Genomic DNA, 22,408 nt, shown 5'->3' with positions numbered 1-22,408 from the left:
GGGAGCGGTGCATATCGGAGAGCTGAGTCGTCGTACTGAGGTCAATTCCCACCAGCTGCGGTACTACGAAGCACGAGGACTGCTGCAGCCCACCCGAACCGCTGCCGGCTACCGGGTGTTTAAGGAGACGGACGTCATCAAGGTGAAGCAGGTCCGGCACCTCCTCAACGCGGGGCTCTCGACCGAGGACATCGCCTACCTGCTGCCATGCGCCACGGGCGAGCCCCCCGAACTTGTCGGCTGTCCCGAGTTGCTGGCCGCGATGCGCAACAGACTGCGTCGACTGGACGAACAGATGGACACCCTCACCCGTTCCCGGGAGGCCCTCGGGCATTACATTGACGAAGCTGCCCGAGTCGGCGGTGAAACCTACGGCCCGTTCGGCGCGAGCGAAGCTCTACCAGCCCCCGTCTGAGCGATCGGACAACGGGACCGACCCAGGTGACGCGGTCAGCGTCCTGTTCCCGCGACACCATGGTGTGCGCCGCGGACGGGATACAGGGCCCGCTCATTCGGCCAGCGGTTCCCCGGTCCTGAGTGGCCGCTGAGCGCGTGCCCAGGAGACATGGCGGTCGGGGCGGACACGGATCCATCCGCGTGACGAGCCCAGGAGCCTGCGCAGTAGGCCGGAGGGGTCGGTGTAGCCGTCAGGGCCGATCCTGACGACGGGAAGCCCGTCGACTTCGGGTGCGTTGTCCGCCTTCGCGGGGGCCGGGTCGAGGTGCACCAGTGCCCCTCCAGTGGGCAGAAGGTCGTACAGACGGATCCCATCACCAGTAGGGGTGAGTAGTTCCGGATTGGGCAGTCGGACGCCCGCCGCGCGTTCCTGTGGGTCGAGGAGCGCCGACGCGCCATACGAACGATCTGTCATGGCGATGTTCCCAAGACTCCTCCGTCGCATCGCAGGTACTCCCATAGCGATGCGCATCAGCCACACCAAGCCGATCCGCAGCGGTCGTGGCGCACGAACCCCGATACGCGTCTGTTGGGCGACGTAGCGAGACACCGCCCCAATGGCGTGCCGACGTTCCTCGTCGTAGGACGCCAGGAGGAGCTCGTGATCCCCGCCGTCCAGCGCCTCGGCGAGTTTCCAAGCGAGATTGTGTACGTCCTGGATACCGGAGTTCATGCCCTGCCCCATCACCGGGGGGAAGACGTGCGCCGCGTCGCCAGCCAGCAGGACGCGTCCCACGCGAAACCGGTGACTCGTCCGGCGGTTGAACTGGAACCGATTCGCCCAGAGAACGGTGGCGGAACCCGCCCCGAGCACTGTGTCCACCCAGGACCGAACCTCCGCGTCCGGGACGGGTGTACCCGATCGCGCCGCACCGGGTTCCACACGCACGATGCGCCACAGGTGTGGCGCGAGGCGCTGTGCGCCGATGATTCCGGACGAGCCGTTGTGCGTGCGGGGCCAAGGAAGGGTGTCTCTGGTGTCGTCCACACGAACATCGGCAAGGCTCGCCCGTAGCGGCAACGTCGCTCCGTCGAATGAGAGACCGAGCGATGAACGCACGAAGCTCGACGCGCCGTCGCAGCCAACTCCGAAGCGGCCGGTGAGGTGGTGCTGCGTATCGCCGGATCGGTAGCTGATGTGTACGGCGTCGGCGTCGTTCTCCAGCGCGGTTACCTCCGCACCGAATCGGACGTCGCAGTATCCGCTCGCTCGTACCGCCGCAAGCAGGATGCGTTCGGTCGCCGCCTGTTCAAGGAACAGAATGCCCGGCGCCAGCGCCTCGTGGGCGAGTTCGGTGAAGTCCAGTGTCAACTGGCGGCGTCCCGCGGGGGAATGGACGTTCATGGTTTCCACCAGTGTCCCTTCGCGTTCCAGGGCATCGGCGATTCCCCACTGGCGCAGGATCTCCCGTGTCCGGGTGTGTAGGGCTGGAGCTTTGGAACGTTCGCTCGTCTCGGAGCGACGTTCGAGGAGAACGGAGTGGACACCGTGGTGTGCGAGCCCGAGAGCGAGGCTCAGACCCACGGGGCCGGCGCCGATGATGACCACCGGGGTGTTTGACGAGTCGAGATCCATGGCTTGACCGTAGAACCTGTTTCCAGAGTGGTGAATGACTGTTCTCAGGGTGTACCCGGCAGAATTGAAGAGTTTCCTAGCCGTGTCGATTGCGAGCGCCCAGTAGGCAGGGTTGATCTGTGGCCTTCATTGCAATGACTCGTGTTGGTGTGTGTGGTATTCATTGCAACGGGGTGTTGGTGATGCCGGGAGCGAGGCTCTCCGCCACCGAGCGGGCGCAAATCGCCGAGGGGCTCGGCCGGAGAGAGAGCTATGCGGTGATCGCCCAGCGGCTGGGCCAGCCCACATCCACGGTGAGCCGAGAAGTCGGCCGCAACGGTGGCCGCTCTGGGGCGCCGCCACTGCCGCCGGTCGGGCAACGCGTGAGCGTGCACGCAGGAGGCGCGCACAGAGCGGCGTGCCACGGGAGGCCACTCCCGCCTCCACCGTGGCACTGACGGATCCGCACCCGCAGGACATACGACGCTTCACGGAACGATTCGCGACCATGCTGACCCAGGCGGGGATGGCACGAATGCCGGCCCGTGTGTTCGCGGCTCTGCTCGCCAGCCAGACGGGCGAGTTGACCGCGCGGGAAATTCGTGCGGAGCTTTCGATCAGTCCGGGATCGGTGTCAAAAGCGGTCCGGTACCTGGAGGCGTTCGGCTTGCTCCACCGCACCCGGGTCGGAGGCCGGGACATCTATCGGTTCAGTGGGGATTGGGTGGAGACTTTCACGCGGCGTGAGGCATTGTTCGCCCCATGGGAGGACGGTGCGCTGCGGGGAGCCGAACTCTTCGGCCCGGACACCGTGCGTGGCGCACGCTTCATGGACCTCGCGTACTTCATGCGGATGGTGCGCGGCACGATAACCCACGCCAGGGAGCGCTGGCGCCGCACGGTCTCGGAGTGAACCGAGGCTGCCGAGGACTACCATGCGCGGATGAGCGAACCTGAGTACCTGGAGGCCACCCGGCGGTCCTACGACGCGGTCGCGCAGGAGTACGCGGACCTGTTCCGTGGCGAGCTGCGGGAGATGGTCTTTGGGCGCGGCTTCCTCGGGTCTTTCGCGGAGATGGTCCGCGCGGCCGGTGGTGGGCTCGTCGTCGACGCTGGGTGTGGCCCGGGCCAGGTCACCGCTTTGCTGCGCCTGGAGCTCGGCCTCGACGCCTACGGGATCGACCTTTCGCCGGAGATGGTCGCCCTGGCGCGGCGTGAACATCCCGAGGTGCGTTACGAAGTCGGTGACCTGCGGGCGTTGGACGTCGCCGACGGCGCGCTCGCCGGCCTCGTCTCCTGGTTCTCGTTCATCCACGTGCCCCCGGCGGACCTCGACACCGTGTGGGCGGAGTTCCGTCGAGTGCTCGCTCCCGGCGGAATGGTGGTGCTCGCCTTCCAGGTCGGCGACCAGCCGTTCCACCTCGACGAGGCGTTCGGTCGGAGCCTGGACCTCGACTACCAACGCTGGCGGCCCGAACACCTGGGCCAACAGCTCTCCGAGGCGGGGTTTCGGGTGGAGGCGCAGTTGGTCAGCCAGCCCAGGGTCGACGCGGACGGCCCCGGGCTGTCACTGCCGTTCGGCTACCTCATGGCACGCATGCCGGACTGAGGCGCCAGGCGGTACCCCCTACTAGGACTCCTCGCGGAACCACTCACTGCCGTCGTCGTCGACGAAGGACTCCCCGTCGTCGGCCATCTCCAACTGGACCGATGGCAGCGGGATCATGCACTCCGACATCGTCAGGACGAAGGTGCTGCCATCCACCGGGTCCACTTCGCCGTTGCAGACGAAGCCACCCGAGTCCAGCGTCGCGGCCCCGTTCGGCTGGAACGTGAGACTGGCGTCCGAACCATCCTCGTTCTTCGGCCCCGACCACGTACCCTCCAGCGCCGCGACCTCGGGGTTGGCGCCGTCAGCCTCGGTCTCCTCCGGGGTGTCCCGCTCCTCCGGTTCGGGCTCCGGCGTCTCCTCCACCGCGGTTTCCTGCTCGTCCGGCTCGGAACTCTCGGTGTCCTCCGGGTCCGAAGTGCCACAGGCGGCGATGACGCTCAGCAGGGCGACACTCAGGGCGGTCCTCAGGAAAAGCGGGCGCTTCATGACCAGTCCTCGATGATCGGAAATCCAAACCCGGGGATCCTCTCGCATCGGTGTTCGGCCGAACACGCTGGGGGGTCAGAAAGATCGATCCCGGCGTTCGCCCGCGCTAACCCCGCCCCGGCGAGGACCGAGGACGGCGCCCGTCCGAGCATGCCGCGTGCGGTGCGGGCGAAGTGCGCCTGGTCGGCGAACCCGGCCTCCGCCGCCGCCTCGGCGATCGATCGACCCGGCAACGCCGCGACCGCGGACCGCAGCCGTGCCCATCGCCGGAGCCGAACAAGCGGGACCCCCGCGCCCTCCCGCGCCAGCGCACGCAGCCGAGGGGCGGAGACACCGACCTCGGCCGCGACAGACCTGAGGTTCCCACCCGCCCCGGGACGGCTCGCCGCGCGAAGCGCGTGACGCACCCGGGGGTCAGGCGCGGAGCCAACCCCGGCGACGGCCTCGAGTTCGGCCCGGACCGCGGCGAGGTCGAGGATCCCCTCGGGGCCGTGCTCCCCAATGTCCCCCAGGGCGGCCAGCAGGCGCCGCACGACACGCCGGTCGAGGAGGCGCGTGCGGGTGTCCGGCGCGAGGTGCCACGGATCCAGGAAGACGGCCAGGTAGGGAGACACGGTCCCGCAGTCGTGTGCGAACCCAGGGGGGACCACCACCCCCGGGGCGGCCGCGGCGGGCCCCCTACCGCCGACCTCCACGTCGCCCCCGATCGGCAGGACCACCTTCCACACCGGAAGGGCATGTCGCGTGACTCGGAACGCGGTGGACTCCGCGAACACGGTGGCATCGGCGCCTGAGGCGAAGACGATCCGACGATCGTTCCGTTCAAGCGTCCAGTCGTTGCGTTCGTCGACCATGACGTCATGCACTCCACTGCGGCGACCGTGTTGGCGATCTTCCTGGTCGGAGTGGGCATCGCTCACTTCGTTCTCCGAGACTACTTCCGCGGCCTGGTCCCCGGGTGGGCGCCGTGGTCCACCGTGATCGTCCTCGGCACGGGCCTGGTGGAGATCGTGCTCGGCGTCCTGGTCGCCTGGACGGAGACCCGCGCGGTGGGGGCGTGGGGCGCGGCGGCTCTCATCACCGGCTACCTGGCCTCCCACCTGGACGCCCTGTGGCGGGTCTCCCCACAACACCCCAGCGTGCTCGACCGACCGGTGGGTGTGGCGGCGCGACTGGTGGTCAACGGTGTCTATATCGCGTGGGCGGTCGCGGTGGCGACAACCGTGGGGTGAACCCGGTCGCGTGGTCGTGGCCTTCTCCGGACAGCGACCGTCGTCGCGTCGGTTCTCCGTCGCGGGTAGCGATGTGGGCTGACGTGCGATGACGCGTCCGAGAGGGCGCGTGGCGCAGGTCTGACCATTCTTGACGTCATTTGGGGGCGCGTGTTTAAATCAAGGTTAACCAGTAAGGAAAGTTAATTCCCGCGGCGTTGGAAGGAACAACCAAGTGGATGTCGCCGACAAAGTCGCTGTCGTCGCTGGTGGCGCTTCGGGCCTGGGTCGCGCGGTGTGCGCTGATCTCGCCAAGCACGGTGCCGCGGTCGCGGTCTTGGACCGGGACGGAAACGGGGCCCGCGAGGTCGCCGACGCGCTTCCCCGCGCGATCGCCGTCGAGATCGACGTCACGGACGCGGAGTCCGTCGAGACCGCCATCGCCGAGGCCGTCGACGCGTTCGGCGCGGTGCACGTGAACGTGAACACCGCCGGCGTGAGCTCCGGAGCGAAATTGGTGTCCCGGGGAGAACCCGCCAGCCTTGAGGACTTCCGGCGCGTGGTGGACATCAACCTGTGCGGGACGTTCAACGTCATGCGGGTGGCGGCCGCGGCGATGCTGCGCAACGAGCCGGATGGCGGCGGGGAGCGCGGCGTCGTGATCAACACGGCCTCGGGCGCCGCCTTCGAGGGACAGATCGGTCAGGCCGCGTACAGCGCGAGCAAGGCCGGGTTGGTCGGCCTCGCGCTCCCGGTCGCGCGGGAGTTCGCCGGCAAGGGCGTTCGGGTGAACACCATCGCGCCCGGCCTCTTCGACACCCCGATGGCCGCGGGGCTACCGGAAGCGGTGCGCGCCGGACTGGTCTCCATGGTCACCGAACCCCAACGTCTGGGTGAGCCGGACGAGTTCGCGCGACTCGTCCGAAGCATGGTGGAGAACGCCTACATCAACGCCGAGTGCGTCCGTCTCGACGCCGCGACGCGCATGTCCGCCCGCTGATGCCGCGTTTCCGGTCCGTCGGACCGGATGGTCACGCGAAGCCCGCCATCGTGTCGGTCGGCCTCCCCGGTGAGGTGACCGGGTGGCGGGCTTGACCGATGTCGGCCGCGCGCACGCTCGGCGACGTCGACGTGTCACACCGTGTCCCCCCTCCCGCCAGGAACTGCTCACGCCACGGAGGGTTGACTTTCCGGGGAGTGTTGGTCTTTCGCGCGGTGGGGCATGAATCGAAAGACTATACAACCTACTGAACGGTCGGTTCGGTAATCTCTCACCAGGCGAGGTCGGCGTAGGCGGGGTCGGAGCGAAAGGACGGCATGGCGCGAGAGCGAGCTACCAGTGTCCAGGAACTTGTCGACGCCGCCGCACGGGTCTTCGAGCGCAAGGGCTTCGTGAACGCGACCATCAGTGACGTGGCCGCCGAGGCCGGGGTGAGCAAGCCGACCGTCTACCAGTACGTCGAGTCCAAGAGCTGGCTGCTGGAGACCATCGTCGAGCAGGTCATCTATCCGCTCCGCCACAACATCGAGGAGATCCTGAGCAGCGACGCCAGCGCCAGGAGCAAGCTGGAGAGCTACCTTCGGGTCCAGGTCAAGTCCGCGATCCGGTATCGGACCTACATCGTGGTGTTGACGACGGACCAGCGTCAGCTCTCGCCCCAGGCGCTCCGCAACTACCAGTCGTGGGCGCGTGACGTGAACCGCGCCGCGGCCGGGCTGCTGCGGCAGTGCGCCGAGGAGGGCGTCGTGCGCGCTGACCTCGACGTCGGCACGATGGTGAACCTGATCCACGGCATGACGCTGTCGGTGTCCCGTTGGTACGACCCCCTCGGCAGGCTCAAGCCGGACGAGATCCTGGACGAGGTGATGGGCCTGCTCTCCGGTTACGTTCAACCCGAGTCCGAGTCCGAGTCCGCCCAGCGTCGCGCACCGGCTTCCGCGGACTGATTCCGCGCCGCCGGTGGTCCGGGCCGGACGCCAGTCCTTTGTCGTGTCGCGCACCGGTGCCGCCTCCGCGTCGGTCGGTCGGGTGTTTCCGGTAGCGAAATCCCCTGTGCGCCGGACACCTCCTGGTGAACCGGGCGCGGAGAGGCCACGCCGCGGCGACTCCGCACGAACCGACATCTCGCCAAACTGACGTCTTGTCTGGTGCGTCACAGTTATTGTACTATCCGGTTAGTATTGCGGATCGAAACGAAATCCAACCGCCAATTCCACTCAGGCACGACAAATCGGGCGGCGGTGGCATGACGAGCAAAGGCGGTGAACGGTCGCCATTTTGTGGTTGTCCACCGGAAACATCCCACGGGTTCCGTCGGTGAGTACCTCACGTGGCTCGCGGTCGCCGATGTGCGGCGACACCCTGGGGAATTTGTACTTACCAACGGGTTAATTATTGGCCCGTGGTCAAATGGCCGGCGGCGCATGCGGCGCCAGAACCGTTCCCGCTCCCTCTGGGAACGGGCATGTGACCGCCGGCTCTCTTCTCTCCTCGACGGCCTCGCCGTGGATTCGCCCCCTGTACAAACCAAAAATGAGGAGCAATGGCGACACGAATCGGAATCGACACGGGTGGGACTTTCACCGACCTGGTCGTCGCGGAGGACGACCGAGTGAAGGTCGCCGCCAAGTCCCTGACCACGCACGGAGACCTCGCCGCCGGCCTGCTGAACTCACTGGGCAAGGCCGAGGTCGACGCGGACGCCGTCCAGCAGATCGTGCACGGCACCACGGTCGCGCTCAACGCGATCCTCACCCGCCGTGGCGCGGAGATCGGGCTGATCACGACGGACGGCTTCCGTGACCTGCTCGACATGGGCCGGGGGTGGCGCTCCGCCGACGCGCTCCTCGATCCCCGATGGCGACGCCCCCACGAGCTCCGGCCGATCGTGGAACGCTACCGGCGCCGGACCGTGCGTGAGCGCATCCAGGCCAACGGCGACATCCTCGTTCCCCTCGACGAGGAAGGGCTCCTACGGGAGGTCGAGGACCTGCGCGCGGACGGTTGCCGCAGCATCGCCGTGTGTTTCCTGCACTCCTACAAGCACCCCGAGCACGAACAACGCGCGGCCAAGCTCATCCGCGACCGGTTCCCGGACCTCGGCGTCAGCGTCTCCTCGGAGGTCGCTCCGTTCCCCCGTGAGTACAACCGGCTTTCCACCTCGGTGCTCAACGCCTACGCCCAGCCCATGATGGCCGACTACACACGCTCCATCGAGCGACGGCTCAGCGACGCCGGGCACCGGGCGCCCCTGATGTTCATGACGAACGACGGCGGGCTGAGCACCCCCGACACCGTGAGCTCGATCCCGGTGACCACGCTCAACAGTGGCCCGGTCGGTGGGGTCATGGGAGTGCAGACCTACTCGCGGCTGCTGAACACGCCCAACCTCGTCGGGTTCGACATGGGCGGCACCAGCACCGACGTCGCCGTCGTCGCCGACGGCCGGGCCTCCACCAAACGCGAGCTGGAGCTCGAACACGACCTCATCGTGAGCATGCCGGTGCTGGAGATCCACAGCATCGGCGCGGGCGGCGGCAGCATCGCCGCGCTCGACGCCGCCGGCGGCCTGAACGTCGGTCCGGAGAGCGCCGGAAGCAACCCCGGTCCGGCGTGCTACGGCCGGGGCGGCGAACTGCCCACCGTGACCGACGCCCTCCTCCTGCTCGGCTGGTTGGCGCCCGACAACCCCCTCGGCGGGGAGATCCGTCCCGACGTCGCCGCCGCCGAGCAGGCGTACGGCCGACTCGCGGAGACGCTCGGCGCGGAGCCCCGAGAGGTGGCCAGCACGGTCGCCGAGGTCGCGATCCACCGCATGGCCGAAGCGATCCGCCAGCTCACCGTGTACCGCGGCGTCGACCCGCGCGAGTTCAGCCTCCTCGCCTACGGCGCCGCCGGACCGTTCGCCGCCACCCAGGTCGCCCGCGTCTTGGAGATGCCGCGGGTCGTGTTCCCCGCGCTCGCCGGCGTGTTCTCCGCGTTCGGACTCCTGGAGGGAGCCGGGTTCGAGGAGGAGGTCTCGCCCGTGATGGCCCTGGCCTCCGAGGAGCTCGTGGCCGACGCCTTCGCCCGCATGCGGGAGACGGCCGCGCGCCTGGAGGGGAACCTCGGCGGCGACACCGAGACCCTGCACGCCGAGTTCGTCGTGGACGCGATGTACGCCGGACAGCGCTGGGAGCTTCCAGCGTTCGTCGACCCGACCCGCACCGACGCCCTCGCGCATCTCACCGAGGCGTTCAACGCGGCGCACCACCGGCAGTTCGGCTACAGCCTGCCCGCGCCCCTGCACATCTCCAGTGTCCGAGTGCGGGTCGTCTCCACGGCCGACCGCACCGTCCGACCCCAGGCCCTGACACCGAAGGCCGACGCCGCCCCGCGGACGCACCGCACGATCGTCATCGGGGGAGTCGAGCACGACGGGGCCGCGGTCTACCGGGCCGACGAGTTCGCCCCGGGGCAGGTCGTGCACGGCCCCGCCGTCATCGAGGCGGCCAGCTACACCGGAGTGCTCGACGCCGGGGACGTCGCCCGGGTCAACGAGGTCGGAGACGTCATCGTGGAACTGAAGGAGGCCAAGCGGTCATGACCAACGCTTCAGAGCAGTCGGGTTCGCTGCAGTTGAACGCCCAGGAGGTACAGGACCGGTACGGCATCGACCTCACGACGGCCGAGGTGCTGCGCCACGCCCTGGGCTTCGTGGCGCTCCAGATGCAGTTGCGGATCAACACGGCGGCGCTCAGCCCGCTCCTCAGCGAGGTCAACGACTTCGGGATCGGGTTGCTGACACCCCGCGACGAGGAACGCGACCTGGACTTCGACGCGGTCGCGATGGCCACCGCCGCGGCCGGCCACTACGTCATCAACCAGTACTACGCGCGAATGGCCATCGAGCGTTGGGGCGTGGACCGCTTCGAGCCCGGCGACGTCATCGTCTACAACGACCCCTACCGCGGCGGGAGCCACGTCAACGACGTCGGAGCGGCGATGCCGATCTTCGACGGCGACGAGCTGATGGGGTTCGCCGTCAGCATCACCCACTGGCTGGACATCGGCGGCCCGGTTCCCGGCGGCCTGGGCGCCGGTCTGCAGCAGGACATGTACTCCGAGGGGATTCGGCTGTCCCCCCGCCTTCTGTACAAGAAGGGGGAGCTGGTCCAGGAGACCCTGGAACTGTTCACCGAGCAGACCCGGATCCCCGAGGTCAGTACCAACGACATGCAGGTCATCAAGTCGGCCCTGCAGCTCGGCGCGGACATGGTCGGCCACTACGTCTCGCGCTACGGCCGCGAGGCCTACCGCAGCGCCATCCAGTACACCCTCGACTACTCCGAGCGCGCCGTGCGGCACGCCCTGCGCCAGGTCCCGGACGGGGAGTACACGGCGGAGGACTACCTGGACAACAACATGCACGGCGAACCGATGGTGCTGCGCTGCACTGTTCGCAAGCATGGTGAGAACGTCGAGGTCGACTACTCCGGCACCCGGCGGGAGGAGTGGGGCGGATACGCCTCCCAGTGGTCGGACACCGTGTCGGCGGCGCACCTCGGACTCGGCGCGATTCTGCGGACGGTGGGCGCGAGCCCCAACGCCGGCAGCTACCGGCCCATCCACGTCGTGGTTCCGCCGGGGAGCTGTCTGCATGCCCTACCCCCGGCCTCGACCAACGCCGGGCACACGATGCTGCTCACCAAGGCGCTCAGCCTCGTCAAGCTCGCCCTCTCCAAGGCGGATCCCGAGCTCGCGGTCGCCGAGAACTACGACGACGTCGCCGCGTTCGGCCTCGCGGGCCTCGACGCCCGATCGGGGGTGCCGACGCCGTTCATCACCATCCGCGCCCTGTCGGTCCCTTCGGTGGTACCGCCGTCGGCGACGGGTGCAGCTTCACCCTCTCCGAAGGCGCCAACTGTGTGGAGCCCTCCATCGAGCTCGACGAGGAGGCGTATCCCGTTCTGGTGGTGGCGCGGGAGTTCGTCCCCGACACAGCGGGCCCGGGCAAGCACCGGGGCGGCCCGGCCACCCGACTGGTCGTCGCGCCCCAGACCGGCGTGGAGATGATCTACCAGCTCGACCAGTGCCGCTTCCCGACTCAGGGGGTGCTGGGCGGAGGTACTGGCGCCCGCGCCTCGATCACCGTCCACCGGGGCGGACTGGAGAGCTGGGCCAGCGGAGCGGACCTGCCCCAGGCCGAGGTGATCTCGGGGTTCGCCTATTCGGAGTCGGGCGCGCCCGCCCCGTCCGAGGACGAACCCGGAACGGAGTTCCGCAACAGCAAGGGCGCGGGGAAGCCGTTCGCCGCGGGCGACGTGATCGCCGTCCATTTGCCGGGCGGAGGCGGCTACGGCGACCCCGCCGAGCGTGACCCGGAGGCACTGCGCAAGGACATCCGCGACGGGCTCGTGACACCGGGAGCCGATGGTTGGTGAGCACGTACGGGCCGACAGTTGACGGGCAAGGAGAAAACACATGCTGTTCCCACAACCCCAAGAACTAACGATCGACGAACCCCTGGAGCGGGTGGACACGAGCTGTAGTGCCTGCGGCGCCGACACCGTGTTCCGCTACCGGCTGGCCGACTACCGCGGCTGGCTCCGCGTCGTGAAGTGCCGCACCTGCCTCACCACCTTGGAAAGCGAGAAGATCGTGGCACCCCCGCAGGGGGAATCGTGAGTTGGTCACCGCCCACGCGTCTCGAACTGGCCCTCCCGTTCCACCTCGACGTCCATGACCGTGTGTTCAGCACCATCATCGAGCGGTGGGTGGAGCACGACCCGGACCGCGAGTGCTACGTGCAGGACGACGGCGTCGCCGTGACCTACGCGCAGGTGAACCAGCGGGCGAGCGCGGTCGCCGCCGCGCTGCGGGCGCGCGGCCTCGGGGCCGGCGACCGGGTCGTGACCCTGATGGCCAACGACGTACGGGTCGTGTACATCGGCACCGCTCTGGCCAAGATCGGCGCCGTCGAGGTCCCGGTGAACCCGGCGCTGGTGGGTGGGAGTCTGCGGCACCTGCTCGCCGACGCCGACCCCAAGGCGGTCGTCGTCGCTCCCCAGTTCCGGGACGCCCTCCTCGCCGCCCTCCCCGAGGGCGCGTCGCCGATGATGTTCGAGGCGGCCCCCGAGGGGGGCGAGGGCGCGGACGATCCCGGCTCCGGGCACACCCTGGACGAGATGCTCGCCGACGAGACGACGGTCCTGAACACCGGCGAGGACGTCCGGACCGACATGGCGGCCACGATCATGTACACGTCGGGGACGACCGGGTTGCCCAAGGGCGCCGTGTTGCCGCACCACCACTGTTACCTGATCAGCCAGCGCACGGCCGCCGCTCTCACCCTGGACGGCTCGGACACCCTCATGAGCATCCTTCCGCTGTTCCACGCGGCGGGGCGGTACATGAACGTCGGGGCCAGCTTCCTGTCGGGGGCGCGCTGCGGGTACGTTCGTGCGTTCAGCGGTCGCGCGTTCTTCGACCAGGCGCGGCGGTTCGAGGCGACGGCGATGCACGCCCTGCTCTCCGTGGGCCACTTCCTGATGGCCCAACCGCCCTCGGCCAAGGATCGGGAGCACTCGATCACCCGTGGCCTACTCGCCCCGTGTCCGCCCGCGGTGGGCGACCGGTTCACCGAACGCTTCGGCGTCACGGTGTTCGAGGCGTACGCCAGCACGGAAAGCAACATCACGGTGTTCAACTTCGGCGGGCCGAAGGGAGCCTGCGGGAAGCCGTACCCGCCCTACCGGCTTCGGATCGTCGACGAGTACGACCGCGAGGTGCCCGCGGGCGAGGTCGGTGAGATCGTCGTGTCCAGCGACGAGCCGTGGTCGACCTTCTCCGGATACCTCAACCAGCCGGCGACCACCCTGGAGACCACGCGCAACTTCGGGTTGCACACCGGGGACGCGGGCTACCTGGACGAGGACGGTTATCTCTGGTTCTCCGACCGGATCAAGGACATGATCCGGCGCCGTGGGGAGAACGTGGCCGCGCAGACGGTCGAGAACGTCGTCAACGCGATGGACACCGTGGCGGAAGCGGCCGCCTACCCGGTGCCCTCGCCGTTCGGCGAGGAGGAGATCGCGATCGCGGTCACGTTCAAATCCGGCCAGAAGTCCACCGCGACGGAGATCGTGGCGTTCTGTCGGGAGCACCTGCCGCGTTTCGCCGTGCCCCGCTACGTACGGTTCCTCGAGGAGCTGCCGAAGACCGAAACCGGAAAGATCCAGAAGTTCAAGCTGAAGAAGCTCGGCACCGACGGGACGGACGAGATCCCCGAGGAGCGGCGATGAAGTTCATGGTGCGCCAGCGGCTCCCCCCGGACGCCGACCCCACCGAGGACCATCTCCAGCCACTCGCCGCAGTGGTCGCGCGCTCCTTGGAGGATCCGCCGCGTGGGCCGGTGATCTGGCTGGGTGGCTGCGGCACCGTCGACACGTTGCAGTACTACATGCTGTTCGAGGCTCCCGACCGGGAAACCCTCGAGGAGTGTGTGAGCGCCCTTCCCGGCCTGCAGAGCGTGGAGCGGGTCATGGCGGTCGATCGGCACACCCTGGCTCGAGGGCTCATGCTCGGGCTCGCCGCCGACTACGAGAAGCGCCGCCAGGGGGAGGGCGACCAAGCGTCCCCCTCGTGAAGGTGGGGTGACCCGCCGCCTACGCGCTTGTGGGCCTCAGCCTCACCCCCGTGAGGGGGCGGAGGGTGAGGCCCAAGGCACGTTCGGTGTCCGGTGACTTTTCGACTCAGACCTGGTCAGAGTCGTGTCACCTGTGCCCAGCGGGAAAGAAGAGGTCATGTCCACCCAGGAGCCCATCACCGAGATCGATACCCGTTTCTCCAGCCAGGGCGCGCTCGCCCTGCCATGGTCGGACGTAGTGGACCTGATCCACGCCGCGGACATCTTCTGGCTCTCCACGGTGCGTCGGGACGGACGCCCCCACGTCACACCGCTTCCCGCGATGTGGCTCGACGGTGCCCTGCACTTCTGTACCGGCCCGGGGGAACAGAAGGCGGTGAACCTCGGCCGCAACCCGGCGTGCGTCCTCACCACCGGGACGAACGTCTTCGGGTCGGGGACCGATGTCGTCGTGGAGGGATCGGCCGTCCGCGTCACCGACCGAGCGTTGTTGGAGCGGTTGGCCCGCATGTGGCGGGAGAAGCTGGACTGGCCCTTCGAGGCGACCGACGACGGATTCCGGGAGAGCACCTCGGAGCTCGCGGGACAGGAGTTCGACGACCGTGGCTCCGCGCACGTCTTCGCCGTGGCGCCCGCCAAAGTGCTGACCTTCCACAAGGGGGAGCCCTTCAGTCAGACCCGCTACCGCTTTCGGTGACGCCGACGTCGGATCCCCGGCCGGTGCCCCGGAGCAGGCGCTGGGCCACGCCCGCGAGGTAGTCGGCGAACTCGGCGGGTCGCTCCACGGTGAACTCGACGTCGGAGTGGACGAGGACCGTCGCGAGCCAGGCGTAGGAGTCCACGTGGGCGACGTAGCGGCACTCGTGCTCGGTGACGGGCTCCAGCGCGCCGTCGACACGGTGGAGCCGGGTCGCGGCGTCACGGGCGTCGGTGCGCAGGGTGAGCACGACCTCGATGGTCTCCGGGCCGCGGAACCGTTCCCGGAGGTAGCGCGTCAGGTCGTCCGCGGGGAGGTCCCGTGCGGGGTGCGTCTCGCCCGTGGGGCGCGGGTCGTCGACGCGGTCGAGGCGGAACGTCCGCCAGTCGTCGCGGTCGGAGTCCCAGGCGACCAGGTACCAGCGTTGGCGGAGCCGGACGAGGCGGGCCGGTTCCACGCGGCGATGCGAGGTCCCCTCTTTGCCCGCGTAGGTGAAGGTGACCCCCTCCCGTGCGGTGATGGCGGCGGCGAGCAGACTCACCGCCTCAGGGCTCGGCAGGGGGTGCTCGGCCCCCGCGACCTCGACCGCGGCGAGAACCTCGTCCGTTCGCCGCCGCAGGGGCGCGGGGAGAAGGCGCCGCAGCTTGGCGGCGGCCCGCTCCGCGGACTCCGCCGAGAACTCCAGCCCCGCCCCGCCCGCGGACACAAGCCGCAGGCCCAGCACCGTCGCGGTCGCCTCGTCGTCCTCCAGCATCAGGGGAGGCAGCGCGGACCCGGCGACGAGCCGGTAGTTTCCGCCGGGGCCACGGGCACTGCGCACGGGGTAGCCCATGGTGCGCAGGTGGTCGATGTCCCGGCGCAACGTACGGGACGTGGTGTCCATGGCGGCGGCGAGTTCGTCCGCGGGCCAGGGGCGTCCGGTCTGCAGCAGTGAGAGAAGTCGAAGCATCCGTGCGCGTGGCGCCGCCATGGCGTCCCTCCCGTAGTGCATGACCCAGGTCACGTCACCGGTGAATGATGCAGTCCGTTGTGGTCAATAAATGTCCACATCTGATCGTAGCGTGGACGTATGGCAAGCGAACACACACCCGACCCGCCCACCGCCCGAGCCCAGTGGATCACCGTCGAGGGCGCCCGGTCGAACAACCTGCGCGGGGCCTCGGTGCGGATACCGAAACACCGGTTGACGGTGTTCACCGGAGTCTCGGGGTCGGGGAAGTCGTCGCTCGTGTTCGACACCATCGCCGCGGAGGCGCGACGGCTGGTCGCCGAGACCTATCCGACGTTCATCCGCAACCGGCTCCCGCAGCACCCGCCGGCGGACGTGGACCGGGTCGACGGACTGACCTACACGACCGTGGTGGACCAGCGCCGCTTCACCGGCAACGCGCGTTCCACCGTCGCCACCGCCAGCGACCTGGCCGCCCCGCTGCGACTCCTGTTCTCGCGCCTGGGCCGCCCCTCCGCCGGGTTCACCCCCGCCTACTCCTTCAACGACCCCGAGGGCATGTGCCCCCGGTGCGAGGGCTTGGGAGCCGTCGACGACATCGACCTGGACCAACTGCTCGACCGCGCGGTGAGCCTTCGGGACGGCGCGGTCCGGTTCCCCACCTTCGCCCCGGGGACCTATCGCTGGAAACGCCTGACCCAGTCCGGGGTCGGCGACCCCGACCTGCCCCTGTCCCGCTGGTCGCCCCGCGACCTGGACACGATCCTGCACGCCGAAGGACTACGACTCACCAACCCCCATCCCGAGTACCCGAAGTCCGGTATCTTCGACGGCGTCCTGCCCCGGCTCCGCGACGCCTACCTCCGCCAGACGCCGTCCCGCCTCACCGACGCCGAGCGGGACGCGCTGGAGCGGGTGGTGACCCGTCACCCCTGCCCGGACTGCGGCGGCACCCGCCTGAACGACCGAGCCCGGGCCAGCCGCGTCGACGGTGCGTCGATCGCCGACTGGTCCGCGCTGCCCGTGAGCGCGTTGCGCAACGTGGTCGCCTCAATGCGCGCCCCCGAGGTCCAACCTCTGCTCGCGGCCATCCGCGACCGGTTGGACTCGCTCGACGCCGTCGGCCTCGGGTATCTCAGCCTCGACCGGGTCTCCAGCACCCTCTCCGGTGGGGAGGCCCAGCGCGTCAAGATCGTGCGGCATCTGGGTAGCCCACTCAGCGACATCTGCTACGTGTTCGACGAACCCAGCACCGGCCTGCACCCCCACGACGTGCACCGGCTCCTCGAACTCCTGACCCGGCTGCGCGACCTCAACAACACGATCCTCGTCGTGGAGCACCACCCGAGCGTGATCGCCGCCGCCGACCACGTGATCGACCTGGGCCCGGGCGCGGGAACGGACGGGGGCACCGTCCAGTACGAGGGAAGCCCCGCCGGCGTGCGCGACACGGCGACGGCCACCGGCCGTGTCCTGCGCGCACCCGTCGCGCTCCGCACCGACCCCCGCGACCCCCGGGACCATGTCACCATCCGCCACGCGACCACCCACAACCTGCGCGACGTCACCGTGGATGTGCCCCTCGGCGTGTTCACCGCCGTGACCGGGGTCGCCGGCTCCGGCAAGAGCTCCCTGTTCGGCACCGAACTCCCGCGCCAGCACCCCGACTTCGTCGCCGTCGACCAGGCGCCCCTGCGCGGCGGCACCCGGTCGACCCCCGCCACCGCGCTCGCCGTCGCCGAGCCCATCCGGGAGACGTTCGCCCGCGCCACCGGGCGACACCCGTCGTGGTTCAGCGCCAACGCCCGCGGCGCCTGCCCGGTGTGCAAGGGCAAGGGCGTCATCACCACCGACCTCGCCTTCCTGGACGACGTGCGCACCACCTGCGACGCCTGCGACGGAACCCGCTTCGCCCCGGAGACCCGCGCGGCCACCCTGGGGGGTCACTCCATGGCCGACGTGCTCGCCATGTCTCCCGCCCAGGCCGCGCCCCTGTTCGCCGACCGGCCGGACGTCACCCACCGGCTGACGTGGATGCGTCGGGTGGGCCTCGGCTACCTCACGCTCGGCCAGAGCGTGGACACCCTCTCCGGGGGAGAACGCCAACGCCTGCGCCTGGCCCGACACCTCGGCGACATCGGCACGGTGCGCGGACAACGGATCGTCGTGGACGAGCCCACCGCTGGCCTGCACGGCACCGACGTCGACGACCTCGTCGCGCTCTTCACCCACCTCGTGGCCGACGGCGCCACCGTCATCGCCGTCGAACACAACCAGCGGGTCATCGCCCAGGCCGACCACGTGATCGACATCGGCCCCGGCGCGGGCGAGGCCGGCGGCACCGTGGTCTTCGAAGGCCCCCCGCACCAGTTGGTCCACCACCCGACGTCCGTCACCGGCCACCACCTTCGGCTCGCCGTGTCCTGAGGGCGTTCACCGTGGCGCCGCCGGACGAGGTGCGACGGGAACGGCGACGTCGCCATCGACCGTGCCCTCAGTGGTGCCGGCTTAGGGTGGGCGTGTGGAGACGAGACACCGACCCGCCGCGCGGGTTCTCTGCCTGGACGCGTCCTGGCGGGTGCTCATGATCCAGTGGCGGGATCCGCACTCGGGGCGTCTGCTGTGGGAGCCGCCCGGAGGTGGTATCGAGCCGGGGGAGACGCCACTCACGGCGGCACGACGCGAACTCGCGGAGGAGACCGGTCTGGACGGAGGGGCCGTCGCCGGCCGGTCGCACACGATCGAACGCGACGTGATCTGGAACGGCGCTCGGTTCGTGGGGCCAGAACACTTCTTCGTCGCCGGGTTCTGGGTCGAACGGCCACCGGTGACCACCGAGGGCCAGCTTCCCGACGAACGGGTCGACTTCGTATCCCACGCGTGGATCGCCTGGCCCGATTTCCCCACCCTGACCCAACCCGTGCTGCCGCGTGCCCTGCGGGACGTTCTGGTCGGCCTCGCGCCGGACGGACCGTGGGGGCACCAGGACCGGTAACGCGGTCAGTCGATCCGCCAACCGCACGGACGGCTCAGGAGCCGCCCTCGGAGAGGCCCCCGGAGTGGGTCAGGACGGCGGAACCGTCGTCCTCGAGGTCCCGCCGCTCGAATCGGTTCACCATCTGAGTCCTCTCCCCGGTCACTGCCTCCAGTCCGCGCCATGACAGAACCTCACGGAGAAGCCACCGGGTCACTGGAGCGCTCGCCGACACGTGCGGCCAGGCGGGTGCGTAACTCGGTGAGCCGAGCGATCTCGGCGTCCAGTTGGTCGAGGCGCCGGCCGGCGACGCCTTCTTGGCTGGAACAGCGGCCGGGGAGCCCGTCCTCGAGGAGGTGAAGTTGGTCGGCGCAGCCGCGAAGGTCCTCCACCGTGAGGCCGAGGGACAGCAGATCGCGGATCACGCGTAACCGCGCCACCTCCCGAGGACCGTACTCGCGTTGTCCCGTCGCCGTGCGCCGTGGCGGGGGGAGGAGCCCCCGCTGTTCGTAGAAGCGCAGGGCGCGAGGGGTGGTGCCCGCCGCCGCCGCGGCGTCGCCGATCCGCATCTGTCCTCCCGGTCGTCAGAGCTCCACGATGACGGCGCCCAGGTAGCGTCCCGCCACCATGTCGGAGAACGCCTGGGGCGCCCGGTCCAGTCCGGAGATCCGCTGGTGCGTGAAGGCGATCTCCCCGGAGCGCAGCCATCCGCCGAACCGGTCGACCCACTCCTCCGGCGCGTGCTGCGCGCTGATGCCCATCACTCCTCGCATGGTGATCTGCTTCATGATGACCTGCAAGCCGTCCAGCTCGACGGGCGCGGCCCTCCCGGCGCTGTCCGGGGCGAGCTGCCCGGACAGCGCCCCGAACAACGCGAAACGCGCCCCGGAGCGGGCCGCCGTCACCGCCGCCCGCAACTGCTCCCCGCCCACCGTGTCGAACAGGACGTCGATACCGGCGGGCGCGGCGGCGGCCAACTGCTCGGCGATCGACCCGGCTCCGCGCACCACCACGGCGTCGTACCCCAGCTCCTTGGTGAGCCGCGTCGCCTTCTCCGCCGAGCTGGTACTGCCGATCACCCGACCGGCCCCCAACAGCCGCGCGAACTGTCCCGCCATGGATCCCACGGCGCCCGCGCCCCCGGTCACGAACACCGTGTCCCCGGAACGCACCTCCGCCGTTCGGGTCAACGTCGCGTACGCCGGCCACCCCTGCCCCAGGTGCGCCGCCCGGTCCGGCAGGACGTCACGGACCCGCGCGCACTGGGCGGCCGGCAGGACGGCGTACTCGCGCCACCCGGCCAGGTGGGTGACCAGATCCCCGGGTTCCAACCCGCTGGCCTCCGGCGCCGAGAGAACCTCGCCCACCGTGGCCCCCCAAAGCGCGTCCCCCGGCGCCAACCCCCCGACGTGCGCGTTCTCCGGAGACGCCCCGAGCAGGGTCCGCAGTGCCGTGAAGACATGGAAGTACCGGTTGCGCACCAGAACCTCCCCCTCACCGGGGGGATCGAGCGGCGCGTTCACGACCCGAAAGTGCTCCGCGCGCGGCAACCCGTCCGGAACCTCGGCGAGGCGCACCTCACGCGAGCGCCCAGGTAGCGACGTAGGAGAGGACGTGGCTGACAAAGAAGACCGTTTCGACATGCGCGGACGCTAACCCCTGACCCACGCGTCAGAGGCAAGCCCGCGCGTCAGTCAGCGGCGTCGTCCCCGTAGAAGAGCCGCTGGATGTCGGGGTCCAGTTCCTCGAACTCGGTGTCGTCGTAGGACACCTCGTGCGCGAAGGCTCCGATCTCCACCGGAGCCGGGCGGTGCGACACGAGTTCGGCGACGGGCCGACCAGCATCGAAGATCACGACCTTCTCACCGGTGGCGACGCGTTCCAACAGCCAAGACACATGCCCCGTCGCCGCGTGGGCGCTCACCTCGACCGTCATCACACGAGGGTATCCGGGCGAGGAGCGTGAGACCTGGCGAAGCCGTCAACGCTGTGTACCCTGAGGTCGTGTCCGTCCCGGTGGTGTCGGTTGCCACGGCGATCGAGCGGTTGTACGCGGCGTTCTCCGACGTACCGCGGCCCAGCGGCATCGAGTCCTGCCCGTGTTGTTGCACCGAGGCGGAGGTGGCGGCCCTGTTGATGCCCAGGGGCGTAGGGGATCTCTCCGCGGACGTGCTGCGGCCCTACGTAGTGCACGTGTTGGCGACTGTGGGTGGGGTGACGGACTTTCAGTACTTCCTGCCGCGGATCCTGGAGATCGCCTGTCGGGAGAGCTTCCAGTGGCCCGACCTGGAGGTCGTCACCGGGCGGCTCTGGGACGCCGAGTGGTTGACGGCGTGGCCCGCCCACAGGAGGGACGCGGTGCGTACCGTGCTGTGGGCGGTGTGGCGGCGAATCCTCTCCTCACCGCCGACGGGTCCGACGCCGGACCTGGCTCCGGACGTCGACGTGGACACCGCGCTCACCGCCATCTCCCGCGCCGAGGACGACCTCACCCCCTACCTGGATCACTGGACCGAGGAGATCGCGGGAGGCCGGTCCCGGTTCGCCACGGCGTGCCTGCGCGAGTTTCTCCTCCACCACCTGCGTCCGTCCGAGGAGGGGTGGTTGCCGACGAACGCGTTCTGGACCTCGGGCTTCGGCGGGTTGCACGCCTGGCTCGGTGGCGACGACCTCCGTGCGGCCGTCGCCACCGCCTTCGACGCAACCGAGGACCCCATCCTGCTGGAGGATCTCGCCGTCATCGACGGGCTGCTCCGTAGCTGATCAGTCCCAGCTCAACGACGCGCCGGACTGGTACTCGGTGACGCGGGTTTCGAAGAAGTTCTTCTCCTTCTTCAGGTCGATGGTCTCCGACATCCAGGGGAACGGGTTGTCGACCTCGGCGAAAACCGGTGACAGCCCCAGTTGGGCGCATCGGCGGTTGGTGATGAAGCGCATGTAGCGTTCGCACTGCTCGGCGTTGATGCCGAGGATGCCGCGGGGGAGGGTGTCGCGTCCGTAGGCGACCTCCAGCTCGCACGCCTCGACGAGCATGCCGGACACCTCCCGCTGGAACTCCGGGGTCCACAGGTGCGGGTTCTCCCGCTTGATCTGGTTGACGCAGTCGATGCCGAAGTTCAGGTGGATGGACTCGTCGCGGAGGATGTACTGGTACTGCTCGGCGATGCCGATCATCTTGTTCCTGCGTCCCAGTGCGAGGATCTGGGCGAACCCGGTGTAGAACCACATCCCTTCGAAGATCACGTAGAAGGCGATGAGGTCCCGGAGGAACGCCTGGTCGCGGGCGTCGCTGCCGGTGGTGAAGTCCGGGTCCTCCAGATGTTGGGTGTGGCGCAGGGCCCAGGAGTCCTTGTCGGCGATGGCGGGGATCTCGCGGTAGGCGTTGAACAGTTCGCCCTCGTCCAGGCCGAGGCTCTCGCAGATGTACTGGAAGGTGTGGGTGTGCACGGCCTCCTCGAACGCCTGCCGGAGTAGGTACTGGCGGCACTCGGGGTTGGTGATGTGGCGGTAGATGGCGAGCACGATGTTGTTGGCGACGAGGGACTCCGCGGTCGCGAAGAACCCGAGGTTGCGCTTGAGCATGAGCCGTTCGTCGTCGGTGAGCCCGTCGGGGGACTTCCACAGCGCGATGTCGGCGTGCATGGAGACCTCGGTCGGCATCCAGTGGTTGGCGCACCCCGCCAGGTACTTCTCCCACGCCCAGCCGTACTTCATCGGCAGAAGCTGGTTCACGTCGGCGCGGGCGTTGATCATCGCCTTGTCGTCCACGTCAACGCGGCCGGCCTGGCGGTCGATAGCGCCCAGGCCGGAGGTGTCGACGGGGCGGGTCTCTGCGGTCATG

24 protein-coding genes and 1 pseudogene are annotated in these 22,408 nt (G+C 69.3%); 17 read left to right on the top strand and 8 right to left on the bottom strand.

Features of this window, described 5'->3' with window-relative positions; all coding sequences use genetic code 11:
- Positions 1-7 precede the first annotated feature (7 nt).
- Complete coding sequence (locus J4H86_RS11020) at positions 8-415, top strand: MerR family transcriptional regulator (protein ID WP_236543406.1); 408 nt, start codon at positions 8-10, stop codon at positions 413-415.
- A 93-nt stretch (positions 416-508) separates the two neighbouring features.
- On the opposite strand, the gene J4H86_RS11015 is transcribed toward J4H86_RS11020, so the two are convergent.
- The gene (locus J4H86_RS11015) at positions 509-2,032 is read right to left on the bottom strand and encodes an FAD-dependent oxidoreductase (RefSeq protein ID WP_236543405.1); all 1,524 of its coding nucleotides are present in this window, start codon (positions 2,030-2,032) and stop codon (positions 509-511) included.
- Between the two features lie 134 nt (positions 2,033-2,166).
- Between J4H86_RS11015 and J4H86_RS27625 the strand changes: the two genes are divergently transcribed.
- Genes J4H86_RS27625 through J4H86_RS11005 form a run of 3 tightly spaced genes read left to right on the top strand, consistent with a single transcriptional unit; the run spans position 2,167 to position 3,620 of the window.
- Positions 2,167-2,469 carry a helix-turn-helix domain-containing protein gene (locus J4H86_RS27625; protein WP_394356475.1) on the top strand — a complete coding sequence of 101 codons (303 nt, stop codon included), beginning with the start codon at positions 2,167-2,169 and terminating at the stop codon, positions 2,467-2,469.
- Positions 2,460-2,924 (top strand): GbsR/MarR family transcriptional regulator, encoded by a 465-nt coding sequence (locus J4H86_RS11010; protein ID WP_236543404.1) that lies wholly within the window; start codon positions 2,460-2,462, stop codon positions 2,922-2,924. The genes J4H86_RS27625 and J4H86_RS11010 overlap by 10 nt, the downstream gene beginning before the upstream one ends.
- A gap of 30 nt (positions 2,925-2,954) precedes the next feature.
- Positions 2,955-3,620 carry a class I SAM-dependent methyltransferase gene (locus J4H86_RS11005; RefSeq protein WP_236543403.1) on the top strand — a complete coding sequence of 222 codons (666 nt, stop codon included), beginning with the start codon at positions 2,955-2,957 and terminating at the stop codon, positions 3,618-3,620.
- Between the two features lie 21 nt (positions 3,621-3,641).
- Here the strand turns inward: J4H86_RS11005 and J4H86_RS11000 are convergent, their stop codons facing one another.
- Both J4H86_RS11000 and J4H86_RS10995 read right to left on the bottom strand, forming a co-directional pair.
- Entirely contained in the window at positions 3,642-4,109 is a 468-nt protein-coding gene (locus J4H86_RS11000) for a hypothetical protein (protein ID WP_236543402.1), read from the bottom strand.
- Positions 4,106-4,963: an AraC family transcriptional regulator gene (locus J4H86_RS10995; protein WP_236543401.1), complete on the bottom strand. Its 858-nt coding sequence runs from the start codon at positions 4,961-4,963 to the stop codon at positions 4,106-4,108. Before J4H86_RS10995 ends, J4H86_RS11000 begins: the two co-directional genes overlap by 4 nt.
- Before the next feature lie 6 nt (positions 4,964-4,969).
- Between J4H86_RS10995 and J4H86_RS10990 the strand changes: the two genes are divergently transcribed.
- The 10 genes and pseudogenes from J4H86_RS10990 (at position 4,970) to J4H86_RS10950 (ending at position 14,644) form a co-directional block, all read left to right on the top strand.
- Positions 4,970-5,341 (top strand): DoxX-like family protein, encoded by a 372-nt coding sequence (locus J4H86_RS10990; protein WP_236543400.1) that lies wholly within the window; start codon positions 4,970-4,972, stop codon positions 5,339-5,341.
- A 214-nt stretch (positions 5,342-5,555) separates the two neighbouring features.
- Positions 5,556-6,320: an SDR family NAD(P)-dependent oxidoreductase gene (locus J4H86_RS10985; RefSeq protein ID WP_236543399.1), complete on the top strand. Its 765-nt coding sequence runs from the start codon at positions 5,556-5,558 to the stop codon at positions 6,318-6,320.
- A gap of 317 nt (positions 6,321-6,637) precedes the next feature.
- Positions 6,638-7,267, top strand: coding sequence for a TetR/AcrR family transcriptional regulator (locus tag J4H86_RS10980; RefSeq protein ID WP_236543398.1), 630 nt, complete (start codon positions 6,638-6,640; stop codon positions 7,265-7,267).
- 596 nt (positions 7,268-7,863) lie between these two features.
- Positions 7,864-9,906 carry a hydantoinase/oxoprolinase family protein gene (locus J4H86_RS10975; protein ID WP_236543397.1) on the top strand — a complete coding sequence of 681 codons (2,043 nt, stop codon included), beginning with the start codon at positions 7,864-7,866 and terminating at the stop codon, positions 9,904-9,906.
- Positions 9,903-11,117, top strand: a pseudogene (locus tag J4H86_RS27245) (hydantoinase B/oxoprolinase family protein); the annotation flags it as partial. The gene J4H86_RS10975 and the pseudogene J4H86_RS27245, both read left to right, overlap by 4 nt.
- A gap of 2 nt (positions 11,118-11,119) precedes the next feature.
- Complete coding sequence (locus tag J4H86_RS27240; protein ID WP_269134580.1) at positions 11,120-11,743, top strand: hydantoinase B/oxoprolinase family protein; 624 nt, start codon at positions 11,120-11,122, stop codon at positions 11,741-11,743.
- Between the two features lie 40 nt (positions 11,744-11,783).
- On the top strand, positions 11,784-11,987 hold the full coding sequence (locus tag J4H86_RS10965; RefSeq protein ID WP_236543396.1) for a hypothetical protein: 204 nt from the start codon (positions 11,784-11,786) through the stop codon (positions 11,985-11,987).
- A complete protein-coding gene (locus tag J4H86_RS10960) occupies positions 11,984-13,603 on the top strand; it encodes an AMP-binding protein (RefSeq protein ID WP_236543395.1) in 1,620 nt (539 codons plus the stop codon). Before J4H86_RS10965 ends, J4H86_RS10960 begins: the two co-directional genes overlap by 4 nt.
- The gene (locus J4H86_RS10955; RefSeq protein WP_236543394.1) at positions 13,600-13,947 is read left to right on the top strand and encodes a hypothetical protein; all 348 of its coding nucleotides are present in this window, start codon (positions 13,600-13,602) and stop codon (positions 13,945-13,947) included. Before J4H86_RS10960 ends, J4H86_RS10955 begins: the two co-directional genes overlap by 4 nt.
- A gap of 157 nt (positions 13,948-14,104) precedes the next feature.
- Positions 14,105-14,644, top strand: a complete 540-nt coding sequence (locus J4H86_RS10950; protein WP_236543393.1) for a pyridoxamine 5'-phosphate oxidase family protein — start codon at positions 14,105-14,107, stop codon at positions 14,642-14,644.
- Here the strand turns inward: J4H86_RS10950 and J4H86_RS10945 are convergent.
- Complete coding sequence (locus J4H86_RS10945) at positions 14,616-15,614, bottom strand: helix-turn-helix transcriptional regulator (protein ID WP_236543392.1); 999 nt, start codon at positions 15,612-15,614, stop codon at positions 14,616-14,618. The two genes, J4H86_RS10950 and J4H86_RS10945, sit on opposite strands and share 29 nt — an antisense overlap.
- A 99-nt stretch (positions 15,615-15,713) precedes the next feature.
- Here J4H86_RS10945 and J4H86_RS10940 point away from each other — a divergent pair, with 99 nt between their 5' ends.
- Positions 15,714-18,020 carry an ATP-binding cassette domain-containing protein gene (locus J4H86_RS10940; RefSeq protein ID WP_236543391.1) on the top strand — a complete coding sequence of 769 codons (2,307 nt, stop codon included), beginning with the start codon at positions 15,714-15,716 and terminating at the stop codon, positions 18,018-18,020.
- A 94-nt stretch (positions 18,021-18,114) separates the two neighbouring features.
- Entirely contained in the window at positions 18,115-18,588 is a 474-nt protein-coding gene (locus J4H86_RS10935; RefSeq protein WP_269134553.1) for an NUDIX domain-containing protein, read from the top strand.
- 173 nt (positions 18,589-18,761) lie between these two features.
- Here J4H86_RS10935 and J4H86_RS10930 read toward each other — a convergent pair whose 3' ends face one another.
- The 3 genes from J4H86_RS10930 to J4H86_RS10920 are packed head-to-tail and all read right to left on the bottom strand — an operon-like array spanning position 18,762 to position 20,503.
- Complete coding sequence (locus J4H86_RS10930) at positions 18,762-19,136, bottom strand: MerR family transcriptional regulator (protein WP_236543390.1); 375 nt, start codon at positions 19,134-19,136, stop codon at positions 18,762-18,764.
- A 15-nt stretch (positions 19,137-19,151) separates the two neighbouring features.
- Positions 19,152-20,210: an MDR family NADP-dependent oxidoreductase gene (locus J4H86_RS10925; protein ID WP_269134552.1), complete on the bottom strand. Its 1,059-nt coding sequence runs from the start codon at positions 20,208-20,210 to the stop codon at positions 19,152-19,154.
- A 47-nt stretch (positions 20,211-20,257) separates the two neighbouring features.
- Positions 20,258-20,503, bottom strand: a complete 246-nt coding sequence (locus J4H86_RS10920) for a type II toxin-antitoxin system Phd/YefM family antitoxin (RefSeq protein ID WP_236543388.1) — start codon at positions 20,501-20,503, stop codon at positions 20,258-20,260.
- 68 nt (positions 20,504-20,571) lie between these two features.
- Here J4H86_RS10920 and J4H86_RS10915 point away from each other — a divergent pair, with 68 nt between their 5' ends.
- Positions 20,572-21,330 (top strand): hypothetical protein, encoded by a 759-nt coding sequence (locus J4H86_RS10915; protein ID WP_236543387.1) that lies wholly within the window; start codon positions 20,572-20,574, stop codon positions 21,328-21,330.
- Here J4H86_RS10915 and J4H86_RS10910 read toward each other — a convergent pair whose 3' ends face one another.
- Positions 21,331-22,407: a ribonucleotide-diphosphate reductase subunit beta gene (locus J4H86_RS10910; protein WP_236543386.1), complete on the bottom strand. Its 1,077-nt coding sequence runs from the start codon at positions 22,405-22,407 to the stop codon at positions 21,331-21,333. It abuts the gene before it with no gap.
- Position 22,408: the final 1 nt, after the last annotated feature.

Origin of the sequence: Spiractinospora alimapuensis (assembly GCF_018437505.1) — a bacterium.
Classification (GTDB): domain Bacteria; phylum Actinomycetota; class Actinomycetes; order Streptosporangiales; family Streptosporangiaceae; genus Spiractinospora; species Spiractinospora alimapuensis.
This window is presented reverse-complemented; position numbering and strand designations above follow the sequence as displayed.